Annotated in this window: 14 protein-coding genes; 5 read left to right on the top strand and 9 right to left on the bottom strand. The window is 66.8% G+C overall.

Annotated features, from left to right (window positions below; translation table 11 throughout):
* Positions 1 to 2: 2 nt before the first annotated feature.
* Positions 3 to 1,340, bottom strand: coding sequence for an amidohydrolase family protein (locus tag A9X00_RS13255; RefSeq protein ID WP_067153631.1), 1,338 nt, complete (start codon positions 1,338 to 1,340; stop codon positions 3 to 5).
* 213 nt (positions 1,341 to 1,553) lie between these two features.
* Complete coding sequence (locus tag A9X00_RS13260) at positions 1,554 to 2,126, bottom strand: TetR family transcriptional regulator (RefSeq protein WP_369830745.1); 573 nt, start codon at positions 2,124 to 2,126, stop codon at positions 1,554 to 1,556.
* A 74-nt stretch (positions 2,127 to 2,200) separates the two neighbouring features.
* On the opposite strand from A9X00_RS13260, the gene A9X00_RS13265 reads away from it, so the two are divergent.
* Positions 2,201 to 3,289: a DUF1214 domain-containing protein gene (locus A9X00_RS13265; protein WP_369830746.1), complete on the top strand. Its 1,089-nt coding sequence runs from the start codon at positions 2,201 to 2,203 to the stop codon at positions 3,287 to 3,289.
* The gene (locus tag A9X00_RS13270; RefSeq protein ID WP_067153637.1) at positions 3,286 to 4,458 is read left to right on the top strand and encodes a sulfotransferase; all 1,173 of its coding nucleotides are present in this window, start codon (positions 3,286 to 3,288) and stop codon (positions 4,456 to 4,458) included. Before A9X00_RS13265 ends, A9X00_RS13270 begins: the two co-directional genes overlap by 4 nt.
* 83 nt (positions 4,459 to 4,541) lie before the next feature.
* Here the strand turns inward: A9X00_RS13270 and A9X00_RS13275 are convergent, their stop codons facing one another.
* Genes A9X00_RS13275 through A9X00_RS13285 form a run of 3 tightly spaced genes read right to left on the bottom strand, consistent with a single transcriptional unit; the run spans position 4,542 to position 8,398 of the window.
* Positions 4,542 to 4,952, bottom strand: coding sequence for a Zn-ribbon domain-containing OB-fold protein (locus tag A9X00_RS13275; RefSeq protein ID WP_067153639.1), 411 nt, complete (start codon positions 4,950 to 4,952; stop codon positions 4,542 to 4,544).
* A 2-nt stretch (positions 4,953 to 4,954) separates the two neighbouring features.
* A complete protein-coding gene (locus A9X00_RS13280) occupies positions 4,955 to 6,163 on the bottom strand; it encodes a thiolase family protein (protein WP_067153641.1) in 1,209 nt (402 codons plus the stop codon).
* Between the two features lie 9 nt (positions 6,164 to 6,172).
* Positions 6,173 to 8,398 (bottom strand): acyl-CoA dehydrogenase, encoded by a 2,226-nt coding sequence (locus tag A9X00_RS13285; protein WP_067153643.1) that lies wholly within the window; start codon positions 8,396 to 8,398, stop codon positions 6,173 to 6,175.
* Positions 8,399 to 8,566: 168 nt separating this feature from the next.
* Here A9X00_RS13285 and A9X00_RS13290 point away from each other — a divergent pair, with 168 nt between their 5' ends.
* Positions 8,567 to 9,154, top strand: a complete 588-nt coding sequence (locus A9X00_RS13290) for a TetR/AcrR family transcriptional regulator (protein WP_067153645.1) — start codon at positions 8,567 to 8,569, stop codon at positions 9,152 to 9,154.
* Here A9X00_RS13290 and A9X00_RS13295 read toward each other — a convergent pair.
* Complete coding sequence (locus tag A9X00_RS13295) at positions 9,092 to 10,969, bottom strand: pyruvate kinase (protein ID WP_067153647.1); 1,878 nt, start codon at positions 10,967 to 10,969, stop codon at positions 9,092 to 9,094. The two genes, A9X00_RS13290 and A9X00_RS13295, sit on opposite strands and share 63 nt — an antisense overlap.
* 196 nt (positions 10,970 to 11,165) lie before the next feature.
* Here A9X00_RS13295 and A9X00_RS13300 point away from each other — a divergent pair, with 196 nt between their 5' ends.
* Together A9X00_RS13300 and A9X00_RS13305 are read left to right on the top strand one after the other, a co-directional pair.
* Positions 11,166 to 12,245, top strand: a complete 1,080-nt coding sequence (locus A9X00_RS13300; RefSeq protein ID WP_067153649.1) for a DUF190 domain-containing protein — start codon at positions 11,166 to 11,168, stop codon at positions 12,243 to 12,245.
* Between the two features lie 229 nt (positions 12,246 to 12,474).
* A complete protein-coding gene (locus A9X00_RS13305) occupies positions 12,475 to 13,818 on the top strand; it encodes an acetamidase/formamidase family protein (protein ID WP_067153651.1) in 1,344 nt (447 codons plus the stop codon).
* Positions 13,819 to 13,833: 15 nt separating this feature from the next.
* Here A9X00_RS13305 and A9X00_RS13310 read toward each other — a convergent pair whose 3' ends face one another.
* From A9X00_RS13310 to A9X00_RS13320, 3 genes are all read right to left on the bottom strand, one after another.
* Complete coding sequence (locus A9X00_RS13310; RefSeq protein WP_067153653.1) at positions 13,834 to 14,727, bottom strand: fructose bisphosphate aldolase; 894 nt, start codon at positions 14,725 to 14,727, stop codon at positions 13,834 to 13,836.
* A gap of 235 nt (positions 14,728 to 14,962) precedes the next feature.
* Entirely contained in the window at positions 14,963 to 15,796 is an 834-nt protein-coding gene (locus tag A9X00_RS13315; protein WP_067153655.1) for a mycofactocin-coupled SDR family oxidoreductase, read from the bottom strand.
* 2 nt (positions 15,797 to 15,798) lie between these two features.
* Positions 15,799 to 17,433 (bottom strand): GMC family oxidoreductase N-terminal domain-containing protein, encoded by a 1,635-nt coding sequence (locus A9X00_RS13320; protein ID WP_082975175.1) that lies wholly within the window; start codon positions 17,431 to 17,433, stop codon positions 15,799 to 15,801.
* Positions 17,434 to 17,466 lie beyond the last annotated feature (33 nt).

Raw genomic sequence — 17,466 nt, forward strand, 5'->3', positions numbered from 1 at the left:
GCTCAGTTGCCCAGAGTGGTGGCGCGCCCGGCGATGCCGGTTACCTCGGCTGTGACCTGCGCCTGCAGGGCGAACTGCGTCATCCGGGCCCATGCGTCGCGGTCGCGCTGGCTGGCTCGGCGCCCGACGTGGGTCACCACGTCGACGTCGGCGGCCTGGGAGCGTAGGTAGCCGGCGCGGGCGTGCTCCTTCGGGATGTACCGGAACGGGTCGAAGGAGTATGCGGCCATGGCGTTTTCGTGCGTGATCTTGTTGACGATCGAGTCGTCCAGGTGGCCCATGGTGTCGATGACGTCCTCCGGTGCGAACGGCCAGTTGCTGTCGGAATGCGGGAAGTCGGACTCCCAGCACAGCATGTCCTCGTTGAACCAGTCCATGTTGCGCACGCCGACCTTGTCGCTGATGAAGCAGGTGTAGAAGTGGCGCTTGAACACATCGGTGGGTCCGGCGTACCCGGGCGGGAACTTGGCCAGCGTCCAGCCGGAGTGCCGGTTGTAAACGTGTTCGGCGCGCCAGAGGAAATACGGGATCCAGCCCACGTCCCCCTCGGTGAGCGAGAACTTCAGTTGCGGGAAGTCCGCCCAGAATTCGGCCCAGATCAGCTCGGTGAAGGTGAACATGCTCATCATCGACGACGCCGTCATCTGCACGCTGGGCGGCGCATCCGTCGACACCTGCGGGGAGCGTGACGCCGAGCCGACATGGGTGCACAGCACCGTCTTGTTCTCGCAGACGGCCTCGAACAGCGGATACCAGTATTTGGTGTGAATGCTGGGCATTTGCAAGGCTTCCGGGTTCTCCGAGAAGGTCACCGCGTGGCAGCCCTTGCCGGCCAGCCGCTTGACCTCCTTGGCGGCCTCGGCGACGTCGAACAGCGGCAGGATGCCGCACGGGATGAACCGGCCCGGGTAGGCCGCGCACCACTCGTCGACGTGCCAGTCGTTGTACGCCTTGATCATCACCAGGTTGACGTCGCGGTCGGGGCCCTGGTTGAGCACCTGCCCCGAGAACCCGGTGAAATTCGGGAAGTTCAAGCCCGCCAGCTGGCCGCCGGCGTTCATGTCGCGGACCCGCTCGTCGACGTTGAAGCAGCCCGGCCGCATCTCGTCGTAGCGGGAGGCGTCGATGTTGTACATCTCGCGGGGTTTACCGGCGACGGCGTTCAGACCCATGTTCCGCCCGCGAACCTCGCCGTAGTACCACTGCTGGACACCGTCGGGTTCCATGACCACCCGCGGCGCCAGCTCCTTGTAGCTGGCGGGGACGTGTGCGTCGAACATGTCGGCAGGCTCGGCGATGTGGTCGTCCACGCTGATCAGGATCAGGTCGTCCTTGTTCATGCCGCACTCCTCCGCCGATATAGTGACTAGTAGACAATGATTTCTGTCACAGAGTCAACGGCTCTGCCCGCGGCGGACTTGCGGCAAATGTGTGCTGGGGTCGCAGTAGATGAATCGGCGGCAACCGCGAAGCCGCCGCGAATCCCGTCCAAGAATTAGGGACTATTAGTCCGCATAGCGCAGACCAAGGTGGTGCAGGCTGGAACGCCATGATCACTGGATCGCAATTGCGGCCAGCCCGTGACGCACCCGGTCGGGTAGCGATCCACCATGGCTCAGCCAATCGTCCAGGGCGATACGCACGGCGGCCATGGCCAGCGCACCGATCAGCCGAGGCCTGGGATCCTGGGGAGCCAATCGGGGTATCCGCGGCGCGACGAGTTCCGCGATTGCGGCTTCGTACCGAACATAAATGCGTAGTGTCCAGGCATCCAACGTGTCGGATGATCTTGTCAGGGTGGCTAATTCACGGACATGGTCCTCGATTTCGGCGAAGCCGAGCGCGAGTTCATGGAAGGCGCCGACGACGGCCTCACTGGCCGTCAGGCCCGCCGGCTGGGCGGCCAGCGCGTTGGTGATCCGGTTCAGCCAATGGGCGTTCATGCCCTCGGCGACGGCGTCTTCCTTCGAGCTGAAGTAGCGGAAGAAGGTCGCCCGCCCGATGGCCGCCGTGTCCGCGATGCGGTCGACGGTCGCCCCGGCCAGACCGACGCTGCCCACCAGCTCCGCCGCCGCCGAGGCGATGCGCTGACGCGTCGCCGTGCGCCTGCGTTCGGCGAGCGGCATTCGCTCGGGATTTCCACGCGAACTGCTTGCCAACGGATGAGACATAGTCTAAGCATAGGACTATGTCTCAATTGATGTCGCGGCCGGCCGCCGAGGTCGCCCCCAAGGCGCGCGCCGCGTGGCAGTTCTTCCAGCAGATGCTGGCCGACGTCACCAAGATCGTGACCGAGGACGCCGAATCCGAACGGGAACTCCTCGAGGGCCTGCGCGTCATCGCCCGCGTCTCGTCGCTGTGTTCGCAACTGTCCGTCGAGGCCGACCCCGAGCGGCCCACGTTCTTCGATATGTGTTCTCCGACAAGGATGATCGGCGGGCCCAACCCGGACGGCAACTACTACCTGGCGATGATCCGCGGTGACCGCCGCTACCGGATCACCGGCACCCGGGGCACCAGCGCCTATCTTGGGTTCCAGATCCTGGCCGGCACCGGCCTGACCCCGCGCCGGATGGCCAACTACGTCAGCGACACCGACCTGACGCTAAGCGGCGACGAGTTCGCGCTGGTGCTGTCGTCGGAAGAACCCGCCGACCTCGCCGGCGCGCAGTGGGTGAAGATCCCCGACGACGCGTCCTCGGTCGTCGTCCGCGAGTACATCGGCGATCCCGCCTCCGAAACGCTGGCCACGATGCGCATCGACGCCCTGGACCCCGACCCCGTGGCGCCGTTGACCGACGACGAACTCGCCGACCAGTTCACGGCGATGGCGTGGTCGCTGATGAAACTCGTTACGCTGCACCGAACCATCAAGCCCGAGCTGTTGCAGGCGCCCAACACGTTGGTGACCGCCGAGGCGGCCGACCTGGGTGCCGCCGACACCACCCCGGACAACCTGTACATGCTGGGGACGTTCCGGCTCGATCCGGGGCAGGCGCTGGTGCTCGACATCGAGCCGCCCGACACCCGCTACTGGAACGTGACGCTGGAAAGCGTCTGGCACGAGTGCCTGGAGCCGCGCCGCCGGCACAGCTCGGTGACCAGTCGCGCGGTGCGGCCCGACGCAGACGGGCGGGTCCGGATCGCGATCTCGGCGGAGGACTTCGGATTCGGCCACTGGCTCGACACCGGCGGCCGGCACCGCGGGTTCGTGGTCCTGCGCTGGCTGGACAACCCCAGCCCGCCCGCCGTCTCAGTGTCGGTGCACGCGGGCAAGGTCGTTGCATGACGCTGCGGGAGCGCTTCGCCCCGGAGCGGCTGATCGCCACCGCCTGTGAGGAGGCGGGGAGCGACGACTTCGGCGACGACGGTTGGCAGGCCGGGTTGCAGCGGCTGACCGACGGGCTGGTCGACGAGGCGCGCCTCTCGCCGATCGGCGTGGAGATCGCCTACCTCGACGTCATGCGGGCCCTGAAGAACCGGCTCGGTGTAATCGATTGGCGCAAGCAACATCCCGAGATCGCCCGCAAGCCGATCACGGCGCCGATCTTCATCGTGGGCCAGCCGCGCACTGGCACCACGATCCTCTACGACCTGCTCGCCCAGGACCCCGACCTGCGGGCGCCGCTGACCTGGGAGGTGGATTCGCCCTGTCCGGTTCCGCAGCCCGAGACCTACCACGACGACCCGCGGATCGCACAAACGCAGGCCAGCATCGAACTCTCCGAACAGATCATCCCGGGATTCTTGGCATTTCACCCGATGGGGGCGCTCGTCGGGCAGGAGTGCGTCCGCATCACGGCCAGCGAGTTCACCAGCATGATCTTCACGGTGCAGTACCGCCTGCCGAGCTACTACCGCTGGCTACTGTACGAGGCCGACCATGCCGGCGCCTACCGATTTCATCGAATCTTCCTGCAGCACCTGCAGTCTGGCGTCCCCGGCCAGTGGTTGCTGAAATCGCCGGCGCACATGTGGCACCTCGACGACCTGCTCGCCGAATACCCCGATGCGTTGATCGTGCAGACGCACCGCGATCCGCTCAACGTCATCTCGTCGATCGCCGCGCTGACCCATCACCTGCGGCGGATGGGCAGCGAAGAATCCAACATCGCCGAGTGCGCGGCCCAGTCCTACGAAGAGATCGTCGTCGGCCTGGAGCGGGAGATGGCGATGCGCGACAGCGGCGCCGTCCCTGCCGGACGCGTGATCGACGTGCTGTTCGCCGATTTCATGAATGACCCGTGGACCACGATCAAGGACATCTACGGCAAGCTCGGCCGCGAACTGCGGCCGGAAACCGCCCAGCTGATGCGCGACTTCCTGGCCGCCCATCCCGGCGACGGCGGGGGCAGCCGCTATACCTGGTCGGACACCGGCCTGGACGCCGCCGAGGTCCGCGACCGGGTGGGCGCCTACCAGGACCGCTACGGCGTGCCGACCGAGCAGTTGCGCTAACACGTTGCCGACTGTGCGGCCAGCCGCACGTTCGCGGCCGAGTGTGCGGCCAGCCGCACGTTCGGCGTGCTAGCCCGACAAGACTACTCCGCGGGTTCGTACCGCAGCATGGTGACGTCGTGCTCGGGATAATCGCAGAACACCGGGCGTACCCGCATGCCGACCCGCAGGTCCGCCGGGTCGACGTTGACCATCTCGGTGGAAAACCTTGGCCCTTCGTCCCATTCGACGATGGCCAGCAGCTGCGGAACGGCATCGGCGAAGTGCGGGCCGACGGGCCGGCGCGCGACGGTGAACGAGTACAGCGTTCCCATCCCGGATATCTCGCGCCATTCCAGGTCGTCGGCCAGGGTGTGCGGGGCGCGCACCCGGGGATAGAACACGTAGCTCTGCGACGACGGCGAGTACTGGATGACGATGCGGTGTTGGGCCAGCGCGTCCCAAAACGGTGCGGTGGTGGGCGTTTTGACGGGCATCGGCCGCTCGAAGGTCATCGTCAGTCTCCCTGCAGGATGAGCGTCGTCTGCTCGGACAGGATTCCCCCGTTGCCGGAGACGAAGGCGCGGTTGCAGTCGGCGACCTGAGCCGCGCCGGCGCGCCCCATGATCTGGCGGGTGGCGTCACACACGTGGTGCATCCCGCCCGCCAAGCCCGCCTGGCCGAAACCCAGTTGCCCGCCGGCGGTGTTGAGCGGGAAGTCGCCGCGGAAGGTCAGGTCGTGGTTGGCGACGAACTCCATGCCCTTGCCCTTCTCGCAGAAGCCCGCGTCCTCCAGGGACAGCAGCACGGTGATCGTGTAGCAGTCGTAGATCGACACCATGTCCATCTGGTCGCGCGTCAGATCGGTCATGGCAAAGGCGGTGTCCGCGGCCTCCGCGATCGGGGTGCGCAACAGATCCTTGGCGTAGGTCGGGGTCTTGAACGGCACGTGTTCGCCGAATCCCTTGATCCACACCGCACGATTGCGCGACCGCCGCGCCAGGTCGGCGTTGGCCACGACGACGGCGCCGCCGCCGACACAGGGCATCACGATCTCCAGCATGTGCAGCGGGTCGGCGATCACCGGGCTGGCGAGGACGTCCTCCACGGTGAGCGGCTTGTCCTTCCAGATCGCGCCCTCGGTGTGGTTGGCGTTGACCCGCTGGTCAACGACGATCTTGGCCATCGCTCGCTCGTCGTAGCCGTAGACGGCGGCGTAGCGCTGGGCCACCTGGCCGTACGGGCCGTTCTGGCCGAGGTTGCCGTACGGGATCTCGAATTCCGCCTGCGGGGAGCCGTATTGGTTGCTGGACGAGCCGAAGTACAGGGCGTCGCCGTAGGTTTTGGGCTTCTTCTCGGACATCGGAGTGATGTATCGGGCCGGCAGCGCGCACAGCACCGCGTCGCAGATGCCCAGTTCGACGGCGGCGGCCGCCCGCCACACCATGGCCGCGGCGCTGGCGCCGCCGAGGTCCACGTGTTCGGCGAATCTCGCTCCCACGCCAAGGTATTCGGCGATCGTGGAGGGCACAAAGATCTCGGACTCGGCCAGGTGTGACGCCACGATGCCGTCGACGACCTCGAAGGGCAGCCCCGCATCGTTCAGCGCGGCGGCGCCGAGTTCGGCCCATTGCTCGATGGCGAACGGCGCGAGCGACGCCTTGTTCATCCGCTCGGGTGCCAGCTCGACGTAGCCGACTATCGCGGCTTCTCCACGTAATCCCATGCGGTGTCCTTATTTCCGGGGCAAACCGAGAATCATCTGCGCGATGATGTTGAGCTGGATCTCCCTCGTCCCGCCACCGATCAGCTCGGCCGGCAGATGAAGATAGGGCTCCACGACCGCGGCGGCGGCGTCATCGACCATCGCCACCTGCCCGGTCAGCTGCAACGTGGCCTCGAAGGTGCGGCGCAGCAACACGTTCATCGCCACCTTGGCGATGCTCGACGCCGGACCGGACGCCTGCCCGTCGAGCAGCCGGATGGTTTCGCGCACGCCGAGCGCCCGGATGGCGTTGGTGTAGGCGTCGAGCTCGCCGAGCTCACGCAGCGCGTCGTCACGGTCGGGTCCGGGTTGCGCGGCGAGGCGGCGGAGCGCGACGGCCCGGTCGAACTTGACGTATCCACTGATGGCCGAACGCTCTTCGGCCATCGTGGCGATCGCCAGGCGCCAGCCGTCGGTGGGGCCGCCCAGCAGCATCTCGTCGGGAACGAAGACGTCGTCGAAAAACACCTCGTTGAAGTGGGCCTGCCCGGTCGCAGTCTTGATGGGCTGGATTTCGATTCCGGGCGACCGCATGTCGATGATGAAGTAACCGATGCCGCGATGCTTGCTGGCCTCGGGGTCGGTGCGCGCCAGCAGCGCGCCCAGGTCCGCGTACTGCGCCAACGAGGTCCAGATCTTGTGGCCGTTGATCTTCCAGCCGCCGTCGACCTTGGTCGCCCGGGTGGACAGCGACGCGAGGTCGGAGCCCGCCCCCGGCTCGCTGAACAGCTGACACCAATGGATCTCGCCACGCTGGGTCGCCGGGATCAGCCTCTCCTGCAGCTCTTTTGGCGCTGCGGTCAGCACCGAGGGCAGGATCCACTCGGCGATGTTCAGCGATGGCCGCACCAAGCCGGGCCGCTTGGCGAATTCCTCGTCGATGATGAGCTGTTTGAGCGGGCCCGCGTCGACGCCCCATGGCGCGGGCCAGTGCGGCGCCATCAGGCCGGCGTCCGCGAGCAGCGTGCGCTGCGGCCCAGAGGCCTGGTCCGGGTAGTCGCCGTGCGGTGCGGGCGTGTCGTTGCGCAACTGCATTGCCGCGTCGAGGGTTTCGGCGACCCAGGCACGAAACTCCGACTCCGCGTCACCCAGGTTGACCGACATGTCGCGCGTCTGGGTGCAGGTGAGCCCTCCCAGCCGTCGCGCCCAGCGGTTCGCCGGACCGATCGACCCCGCCAGGCTGATGGCCCGCCGCCAGTACAGGTGCATGTCGTGTTCCCAGGTGAAGCCGATGGCGCCGAGCATCGTCAGCGCGTCGAGCACCAGGTCCGGGATCGGCGAGACGGCGATCGTCGCCGCCCCGCCCGCGGCGAGGCGATGTTGGTCGAGTGGTTCATCTACGGCGCGGACCGCGTCCCAGGCCGCGGCGGTCGCCAACTCCGTGTTGACGAGCAGCATCGCCGCGCTGTGCTGCAGGGCCTGAAAGGTCCCGATCACCTTGCCGAACTGCTCGCGGATTCGCAGATGCGCGGTTACCGCGTCGACGCACCACTGCGCGATGCCGGCCATCACGCTGGCCACCAGTCCGACGGCGACACACTCCGCGCGATCGGCGTCAAGCCCGCCGAGCACCTCGGTCTCGCCGGCGACGTACTCGCTCAGCCGCAGGATGCCTACATCGGTCACCAAGTCGGTACCGCACACGGAATCGACCGCCACCGTCGGCTTTTTGGTGTCCACCACCACCCAGACGTCCGCGCCGTCGCCGGTGCGAGCGCATACCAGGACGACCCGGGCCGAACAGACGCCCCCGGTGACGTCCGACGCGCCGCTGACCACCCAGCGGTCGCCGTCGGCGTGCGCCCGGAAGTCACCGCCGCCGGGCAGGACGACCGCCGCGGGTACGCCGGAGGCGAGCTCGCGAACCAGGGACTCCGCGGTCGGGTTCGGATCGGCAAGCAGCGCAACGGCTCCCGCGGTCACGGTGGGCAGGAGCGGGCCGGGCAGCAACGCCTTGCCGGCCGATTCCAGCACACACGCCGCGTCGATGAGCCGCCCGCCCTGGCCGCCGAGGCGCTCGGGCAGGTGCACCGCGTGAAAGCCGTTGGCAACCAGCGCGTCCCACCACTCCGGCAGGCGTCCGGCGGCCAAGTCATCGAAGCTCTCGCGGGTCGCGGCGATTGGGGCGTGCCGAGCGGCGAACTGAGCGACGGTGTCGCTGAGGTCCTGCTGCTCCGGGGTCAGTCCCAGCGTCATGGCCGCGACCCCGCGCGGCTGAGACGACACGCCATCGAAGACCGCTGCCCCTTCCTTACAAGACGAACCGTCTCGTCTTGTGGCAGACTACGGGGCGGGTCAGGATATGTAAAGCGGACCGGACCCGGTGGGCGACCGAAGAGACCTGGGGAGATGAGGATCACTTAGATGCCAACCGATCTCACCCAGGCGAGCTATCCGAGGCGCCGCAGCGAGAAATCGCGCACGGCCATCGTCACCGCGACCCGAGAACTGCTTCTCGAGCGCGGATTCGACGGCCTGACCATCGAGGCGGTCGCCGCGCGGGCCGGCGTGGGCAAGCAGACCATCTATCGCTGGTGGCCCAGCCGTCCGGCGCTGGTCGCCGACGTCATGCTCGAGGACGCGGACAAGATCCTCGCGTCGGTGGACCACACCGAGGACCTCGCATCCGACCTCGTCGCGTGGGTACGCAAACTAGCCGCAACCCTGACCGCACCGCGGGGCTCGGCGATGCTTCGCATCCTGACCGTCGCCTGTATGGAGCACCCGGAAACCGCCGCCAAACTGCGAGCCGGGTTCAGTTTGCCGCTGCACGAAAGCGTCCGCAGCCGGCTTCTCGCGGACGGCATCGACGAGGCAACGGCCGAGTCGGCGGCCGACGCCATCGTCGGCGGCGTGGTGTACCCGATTCTCTCTGACGCACAGTCCTATTCACGACGCCGAGCCGAGCGCACCACCCGAATCATCGTCGACTCGCTCGGGGCCCGCCGCTGACCAAGAATGCAGCGGACGTAACAACGAGTTCTTCTTGTAGTAGTGCTCCCCCATTCGGCGCATGATGTTGTCGAGCACCGTCACCGCCTCGGGCAGGTAGGGACCCTTGTTCAGCATCACGCATTCGGCCCGTTCGCTCATCGCCGCATCGCTGATCTCGGCGCGCGACGGTAGGCCGGTCTTGGCGAGCTGCTCGAGCACCTGCGTTGCCCAGATCACCGGCAGGTGCGCGGCTTCGCACAACCACAGGATTTCCTCCTGCAGCTCGGCCATCCGCTCGTAGCCGCACTCGACCGCCAGGTCGCCCCGCGCGATCATCACCCCGACCCGCGCCCGGCGCATCGCGGTCAGCAGCAGCTGCGGCAGGTGTTCGAAGGCGCGCCGCGTTTCGACCTTCAGCACGATGCCAAGATCGTCAGCACCGAGGCGATCGAGTTCGTCCAGCAGCCGCTCGACATCCGCCGGGTTGCGAACGAAGGACATGTCGACCAGGTCCGCCAGTTCGACCACGGCGGCAAGGTCGGCGACGTCGCGGTCGGTGATCGCCGACATCGGCAGCTCGGTGTCGGGCATGTTGATGCCCTTCGCGGCCTTCAGGCGAGCCTCGCCCTCTTCGGGATGGTCGATGCGCACGGTGATGACGTCGGGGTCGACGGACACCACCCGCCCGCCGATCCTGCCGTCGTCGAAGTGGATCGCATCCCCGGGTCGGGCATGATCGAACGCCTCGGGCAGCGTGCACCCGATCCGCGCGACGGGTTGGTCACCGTCGACCGGGGCCGGTGAACAGTCTCGGGTCAGCCGCAGCAGGTCTCCGGCGCACAACAACAAGCTCTGCTCCTTGGCCGGCAGCGGGCCCACCTCGGCCGGCTTTCCGCCATCCCCGGCGTCCAGTGCCGTACCGGTCACCAGATAGGTGGTCTGCTGGGCGGTCAGCACGAATCCGCCTGCAGTATCGGCGGTCTCGAGTCCCAGCCGCCGCCTGGATTCGCGTGCGTCCCGCAATACCAGGACGTCGCCGCGGTCGCGGTTGGCCAGCCACCGTCGCGGGACGCTGATCACCGCCATGCCGGGTTCGGGCGGGTCGGTCGGCTCCTCGGTCGACGTCAACCACGCGCGCGCCGGGGCGACGACCTGACCGAGGGCGTTTCTCTGCGGCCGCAGTTTTATTGCGCGGGGCCCGGGCTCCAGCGGCCCGGTACGCAACTTCGGGCCTGCGAGATCCATCGCCACCAAGCATGTTTCGCCGGCGCGGGTGGCCGCGTCCCGGACATGGTGGGCCATCGCGCGCCACGCCGGTGCGTCGTCGTGCGCGCAGTTGATCCGCGCGATGTTCATGCCGCGTCGCACCAGCCCGCGAACCAGGTCGGCGTCGGTGGCGGCCTCCGACGGCAGCGTGACCATGATGCGGGTCGCGCGGTGCGGCGGGCGTGGACCCAGCAGGTCCACCGTGTGTTGCCGCAAGATCTCGGGTCCGCGGCCGATGGGCACCACCGACGGCAGCGGCGGCTCCCATCTTCCCTCCACGATGGCGGCGATGGCCGAGCGCACCGCCGAAAGCGTGGCTTGAACATGTGATTCGCTGCGGCCCAGCGACGACAGCCCGAACTCCGCCAAGTCCGTCTGCAGCTGCCGCAAATCGAATTGGCGAATGGCCCAGTAATGGACCAGGTTTCGCGCGCTCGACCGATGCCCGGGCGCCACGGTGGTCAGCCATGTCGCCCACGAGCGCTCGGCCTCGGACAATCTGGCCAACAAGCCGTCGACCCGTTCGAGCAAACCCGCCAGTCGCCGCAGGTCACCTCCCCGGGCCATGCACTGAGTGGGCACGATGACTCCTCCGTGGGTTTGCGGCCACCTGGTGTTAACGTCCGCGTAACGGATTCGACGCGAAACATCAAGGCACACACCAAATTAGCGGCCAAAATCGCGCCGCAGCAGAGGAATTGGTCCCAAAGCCGGGCGGCGTGGATCCAATAGGTAAAATTTCGCAACGGCGACGGGAGCGGGCGTGGACGAGGACTGTCTGAAGCTCACTGCCTACATGGCGGAGCGCCGGCGGACCGGCGAGGGCTTCGTCTCCGACGTGCTGCTCAACCTCTACCAACAGCACCGCATCGCCAGCAGCGTCGTGCTACGCGGCATCGGCGGATTCGGGACTGGGCGGCACCTGCGAACCGACGAGTCGCTCACGCTGTCCGAAGACCCGCCCGTGGTGATCGTCGCCGTGGACACCCGAAAATCGATCGAGGCCCTGCTCGACCCGGTGCTCGCGATCAAACGCCGCGGCCTGGTCACGCTGGAGCGCGCGCGGCTGCTGCGCGAAGACATCAGCTTGCCGGAACTACCCGACGACTTGCGCGAGGCCGTCAAGCTGACGATCTACCTCGGCCGCAAGGAGCGCGTCAACGGGATGCCGGCCTACGTCGCCGTCTGCGATCTGATGCACCGGCGCCGCATTGCCGGCGCCTCGGTCTTCCTGGGCGTCGACGGCCTCATCCACGGACAACGGCACCGCGCGCGCTTTTTCGGTCGCAACGCCGACGTGCCGATGATGGTCGTCGCGGTCGGGTCCGGCGAGCGGATCGCTCGGGTGCTGCCGGAGCTCGGCGACCTGCTCCGCCGGCCCATGTTCACGCTCGAGCGGGTCCGGGTGTGCAAGCGCGACGGCGAATTACTGGAACGGCCACACGCCCTGCCGGGGGTCGACGAACGCGGCCTGCCCCTGTGGCAGAAGCTGATGATCTACACCTCCGAATCGGCGCTGCATGACGGTGTGCCGATCCACCGCGCGATCGTGCAGCGGCTTCGTCAGCGCGAATCGCCGGACGGCGCGACCGTGGTGCGGGGCATCTGGGGTTACCACGGAGACCACCGACCGCACGGGGACGCGCTGCTTTCGCTGCGGCGTCGCGTCCCGGCGGTCACGATCGTCGTCGACACCCCGGCCAACGTCGCGGAATGCTTCGACGTCGTCGACGAACTCACGCAGGACGAGGGGCTGGTGACCAGCGAAATGGTGCCCGCGTTGGTATCGGACGAAGGCGACACCGGCCAGGGCAGGCCGCCCATGGCCAACCATCGCTATTAGCGCGAGTCGGTCAAAGCGCCCTGACGGAATGATTTTCGATGCCTGTAGCGGATCCTTAACGCGCCTGAAATAATGACCGAGGGCGCCGTCGCTGTAGCCCAAAACCTTTGCAGCAAGCCATCATTAATGCCGATAGCGCCCATCACCGATTGGTATTGGATTCGGGTTTGCGCTAGATGCAACGATCCGTGGAAAGCATCGACCGAACCGATAAACCTGAGGGCCGCCAATGGATGAGGCATTCGCACGCAGAGCACACGGCACCATCATCGAAGGCGTCGGCCGACGTGACTTCGTCCGGGCAGTCGCGGCCGTCAGCGCCGGCGTCGGTGTCGTCGGCGTCGCGGCAAGTTGCGCCAAAAGCCAGTCGGCGAACCCACTTTCGACTGCGGTCAAGGTTCTACAGCCTGGCCAGGGCTCGATCACCGGTAACCACTATCTGCATTCGACTCCGGACCAGGTGCTCTGGGGCTACGTCCCCAACGTCCACGCCACGCCGGTGCTGAGAATGAAGTCAGGAGAAACCCTCACGATCGACACCATTTCGCACGAGGGCATTCTCGAGGACCAGGGGCGCGATCCCGTCGCCTACTTTGGGTCGAAGGGCGTCCCACGGTACAACGTCCTCGACGATGCCATTGCCGTCGCATCCGAATACCGCCGTACATCACGCGATTTCGACAAAGATGGGCCTCACGTCGTCACTGGACCGGTGTTCGTCGAGGGCGCGCAGCCCGGCGATGTGCTCAAGATCGAAACGATAGAGGCGACGCCGCGGGTACCCTACGGCGTCGTATCCAACCGGCACGGTAAGGGAGCGTTGGCGCGATCCGCCGACGGCGGCGCTCCGGCGGGAATCACCATCCAGGAGGTCATGCCGCCGGTGGGCCAGGATGGTCGGCCCAATCCCGATCCGACGAAATACGGCAACGTCTCCACCTTCACCGCCGTCGAGAATGGCCTTGGCGTCATGCACTACGGCACGAGATCGGTGCGGTTTCCCCTCAATCCCTTCATGGGAATCATGGGCGTCGCCTTCTCTCAGGACTCCGAGCTGACCGCCGCAAGCGCGAACTCGATCCCGCCGACCCTGGGCGGGGGCAACATCGACATCCGGCTCCTCGGCCCGGGCTCCACGTTCTACCTCCCCGTATTCGCCGAAGGCGCGCTTTTCTACGCGGGCGACCCCCACTTGGCGATGGGAAACGGTGAAGTCGCGCTAACGGCGATGGAGGGGTCCCTGCGCGGAACGTTCCGCCTCACTGTGTGTAAACCCAAATCCGGCGATGCTCCGTCGGTGGCCTACCGCTATCCCTTCGCTGAGACCGCCGACCTGTGGGTGCCGATCGGGCTGTCCGACCCCGATGGCAGCGTCCATGGCCAGATCAGTGACCTCAACGTGGCCATGCGTCGCGCCGTCGTCAATGCGCTGGACTTTCTCGAGTTCGACCGGGGGATGGATCGCGCGACCGCCTACGCGTATTTGGCCGCCGCCGCCGACTTCTCCGTGTCTCAGGTGGTCGATCGCACCGTCGGGATCCACGGTGAGATCACCAAAGCGCACTTCAAGTGATCGGATCGTCCGCCGTCAGCCCGCGACGGACGCGTCGTAGATCGACTGGATCGACTTGTCCAGCGTGGCGTTGAACTGCTCGTCGGACTGGTCGACCGCCAGCCCCTCGGTCAGCGCGCGGCTGAAGCTGGCGATCAACCCGGTGTTCTTCGCCAGCAGCTCGTTGGCCTCCTCGCGCGAGTAACCGCCGGACAGCGCGACCACCCGCATCACCTTGGGGTGCTCGATCAGGGGACGGTAGAAGTTGACCTCGGTGGGCAGGCTCAGCTTGATCATCACGCGCTGACCGTCCGGCACGGTTTCGAGTTGCTTGGTGATCTCGTCGCGCAGGATGGCCTCGGCCTCGGCCTTGTCCGGGATCGAGATCGTGACCTCGGGCTCGAGGATGGGCACCAGGCCGTGCGACAGCACCTGATGGCCCACCTCGAACTGCTGGGCGACGATCGCCGCGATGCCCGCCGCGTTGGCCCCGCCGATCACCGACCGTTCCTTGGTGCCGAAGACACCCTTACTCACGGCCCGCTCCAGCAGCTCGTCCAGTCCGGGCATCGGCTTCATCAGCTGGACGTCGTCGGACGCCTCCGCCAGGCCCTTGTCGATCTTCAGGATGGGCACCACGCCCTTGGTCTCCCAGAGGTACGTGGTCGACGGCACGCCCTCGATGTCCCGGTCCATGGTTTGCTCGAACAGGATCGCCGCCAGCACCCGGTCGCCGTTGAACGCCGGGGAGGTGATGATCCGCGAACGCATCTGGTGGATGAGGTCGAACATCTCCGCGTCGGAGGAATACGCGTCCTCTTGAATTCCGTATAGGCGTAGCGCCTTGGGCGTCGAGCCGCCGCTCTGGTCGAGCGCTGCAATGAACCCCTTGCCCGACGTCATCCGGTCGGCCTGCTGCTGGTTCGGCATGGAACTTCCCCACTCCTTCGTGGCACTGTCGGGTGCCGATCATATTCGTCCGATCGGGCCGCGAGCGGGCAGGTCGTCCGTCGCCGGTGCACGCCGCGTAGTGCCCCGATCAGCATGATCAGACGCTACCGCCGTTACTTTGGCGCGTTTCCAGCGCGTCCACGACCTCTTCGGCGGTGAGAATGGCGCTCGCGTAGCTGGGGATATTGACCTCGAGCGCGGCGTACACGGAGGACTACAGAAGGCTGGTCCCGGCGTCCACCGGCAGCACGACACCGGTGACATAGCGGGCGGCGTCCGAGGCGAGCCAGACGAGGGCTTCGCTCACATCGATGGGTTCTACCCAGGGAATGCCAAGGACGGTGTTGGTCCGGAACACCGGCTCGACGTCGGCGAGCCCGGGACGCTCGAGATCGGGCCGGAACAGCTCGTACAAACGGTCGTTCCAGACCATGTCGGTGCCCACTATCGATGGGCACATGGCGTTGACCCGAATCTTGTGCTCTCCGAGCTCGAGCGCCATCGCCTTCATCAATCCGAGCACGCCGGCCTTGGACGCGACGTAGTTCGCGCAGTTCTGCACCGCTCGGATGCTGACCGCCGAGCTGGTGAACACGATCGATCCGCCCCTGCCCGCCTGCAGCATCTGCGGGACGACGGCGCGCACGGTGTTGAACGCGCCGGTGAGGTTTATATCGATCACCTCGCGCCATTCCTCGGGACTCAGCTCCCACGCCTTGCCGCCGGACGGGTAGATTCCCGCGTTCACCGACACGATGTCGATCGGCCCAAGCGCGTCGACGGAGTCATCGACGTGGCATTGCAGATCTCGATAGTCCCGGATGTCTACGACTCGGGCGAACGCCACCCGTCCCGCGTGCTCGACCGCTTTGACGGTGTCCGCGAGATCGGATTCGGTCGCGCCCGCATACGCCGGGCTGTCAAGGTCGCGGCAGACGTCCAGCAGGACCACATTGGCGCCTTCTTGAGCGAGGCGAATCGCGTGTGAGCGGCCTTGGCCGCGCGCCGCGCCCGTGACAAGCGCGGTGCGGCCGATGAATTCGAACACCGTCAGGCTCCCTTCGCGTGGTCGGCGACGATCATTTCCGCGGCGCGCTCACCGATGACCACGCACGGGGCCATGGTGTTGCCCGTGGTGATCCGCGGCATGATCGACGCGTCGGCGACGCGCAGGTTCTCGATCCCGTAGACGCGCAGAGAACCGTCGACGACAGACTCCGAGTCGCGTCCCATCCGTGCGGTGCCACTCTGATGCCAGTAGCTGGTGGCGGCGGTACGGACGAAGTCCTCGAGCTCGCGGCCCTTCAGGTTGCCGGGCATCACCTCGCGAGTGACGAATGGGCCGAGCGGTGCCGAGTTGCCGATCTCACGGCACAGCTCCACCGCTGCGATAGCCGCCTTGAGGTCCTCCGACTCGCCGAAAGTGTTGGCGTCGATGTGTATTGGGTCGTGCGGATGAGGTCCGGAAAGGCGCAGCCGACCCCGGCTTTTGGGGTGCGCAACGCCGGCGACCAGCGTCCACCCGCTCGACGGGAGCCCGTAGCGGGCGATGGCCTCCTCACTCATGGAGATGGGCACCTCGGCCTGGCAGATGAACACGTCGGGCGTGTCGGAGTCGGACATCGACCCATAGACCGTGGCCTCGGACATCGTGTTACGCGGCGGCAGCGGCACCCGGTCCTGCCACACACAGCACAACGCGACGTGATCCTGCAGATTGCGGCCCACGCCCGGAAGATGGTGGCGAACGGGTATTCCGGCCCTTCGCAGCTCGGCCTCGTCACCGATGCCGGAGCACATCAACACCTTCGGCGTGTGGATAGCTCCCAAAGAAAGCACGACCTCCGATCCGGCCCCGATGGACAGCTGTGCGCCGCGGTAGGAAACCTCCACACCGGTGGCGCGGTTGCCGTCGAACACGACACGCGTCACGAGCGCGTCGGTGAGCACCGTCAGGTTTGGTCGGTCCATCAGCGGATAGGTGTAGGACCGGAATACCGACTCCCGCTTGCCGTTCCGGGCTCGGATGTCCTCGATCGCGGCTCCGCCGCGCCCTTCCATCATGCGCCCGTTCGGATTCTCGAAGGTCGGGATGCCGATCGAACTCGCGGCCATCAAGGTGGCCGGCGCCAACGGACTCGGGTCGGGGGCCGGCTGCACGAACACCGGACCCCCGGTGCCGCGGTAGTCAGGGTCGGCGGCACCGTGCCAATCCTCGATGCGGCGATATGTGTCGAGGACCGCACGATACCCCCAGCCCGGGTCGCCAGCCTCGTCGGCGAAGAAGTCCCAGTCGTTTTGGTGTCCCCGCGCCCAGCACATGACGTTGATGCTGGACCCGCCGCCCAGCACCTTCCCCATCGACATCGACAGGGAGCGTCCGTTGAGGCGCGGATTGGGCAAAGCGCGAAATGCCCAATCACGCTCACTGCCAAGGTTTGTCGGCCATTGATTCGCTTCGGTGACGGCCGGCACCTCATCGTCACCACCTGCCTCCACCAACAGCACGCTGGCGGCCGGGTTCTCCGCCAGGCGCCGGGCGACCACCGAGCCTGATGAGCCCGCTCCGCAGACGATGAAGTCGTAGTTGGGTTTCAGCGAGGCCGTGAGGCGTCTTTGATTGGCGCGGACGCGCTCGGAAAAATCGTCGTTCACTTTCCTACTTCCTGAATATGGTTTCTGCATCCAGCATTTCGCCCGCGGCGCAAGGCATCCAGG

This window comes from Mycobacterium sp. 1245805.9, assembly GCF_001672915.1.
GTDB lineage: Bacteria > Actinomycetota > Actinomycetes > Mycobacteriales > Mycobacteriaceae > Mycobacterium.

Bases quoted from the DNA above. Each gene is read 5' to 3' on its own strand.
- A9X00_RS13280 (WP_067153641.1), bottom strand. From the start codon at position 6,163: ATGGGATTACGTGGAGAAGCCGCGATAGTCGGCTACGTCGAGCTGGCA.
- A9X00_RS13305 (WP_067153651.1), top strand. From the start codon at position 12,475: ATGGATGAGGCATTCGCACGCAGAGCACACGGCACCATCATCGAAGGC.
- A9X00_RS13255 (WP_067153631.1), bottom strand. From the start codon at position 1,340: ATGAACAAGGACGACCTGATCCTGATCAGCGTGGACGACCACATCGCC.
- A9X00_RS13295 (WP_067153647.1), bottom strand. From the start codon at position 10,969: ATGGCCCGGGGAGGTGACCTGCGGCGACTGGCGGGTTTGCTCGAACGG.
- A9X00_RS13320 (WP_082975175.1), bottom strand. From the start codon at position 17,433: ATGCAGAAACCATATTCAGGAAGTAGGAAAGTGAACGACGATTTTTCC.
- A9X00_RS13290 (WP_067153645.1), top strand. From the start codon at position 8,567: ATGCCAACCGATCTCACCCAGGCGAGCTATCCGAGGCGCCGCAGCGAG.
- A9X00_RS13310 (WP_067153653.1), bottom strand. From the start codon at position 14,727: ATGCCGAACCAGCAGCAGGCCGACCGGATGACGTCGGGCAAGGGGTTC.
- A9X00_RS13270 (WP_067153637.1), top strand. From the start codon at position 3,286: ATGACGCTGCGGGAGCGCTTCGCCCCGGAGCGGCTGATCGCCACCGCC.
- A9X00_RS13275 (WP_067153639.1), bottom strand. From the start codon at position 4,952: ATGACCTTCGAGCGGCCGATGCCCGTCAAAACGCCCACCACCGCACCG.
- A9X00_RS13285 (WP_067153643.1), bottom strand. From the start codon at position 8,398: ATGACGCTGGGACTGACCCCGGAGCAGCAGGACCTCAGCGACACCGTC.
- A9X00_RS13265 (WP_369830746.1), top strand. From the start codon at position 2,201: ATGTCGCGGCCGGCCGCCGAGGTCGCCCCCAAGGCGCGCGCCGCGTGG.
- A9X00_RS13260 (WP_369830745.1), bottom strand. From the start codon at position 2,126: ATGCCGCTCGCCGAACGCAGGCGCACGGCGACGCGTCAGCGCATCGCC.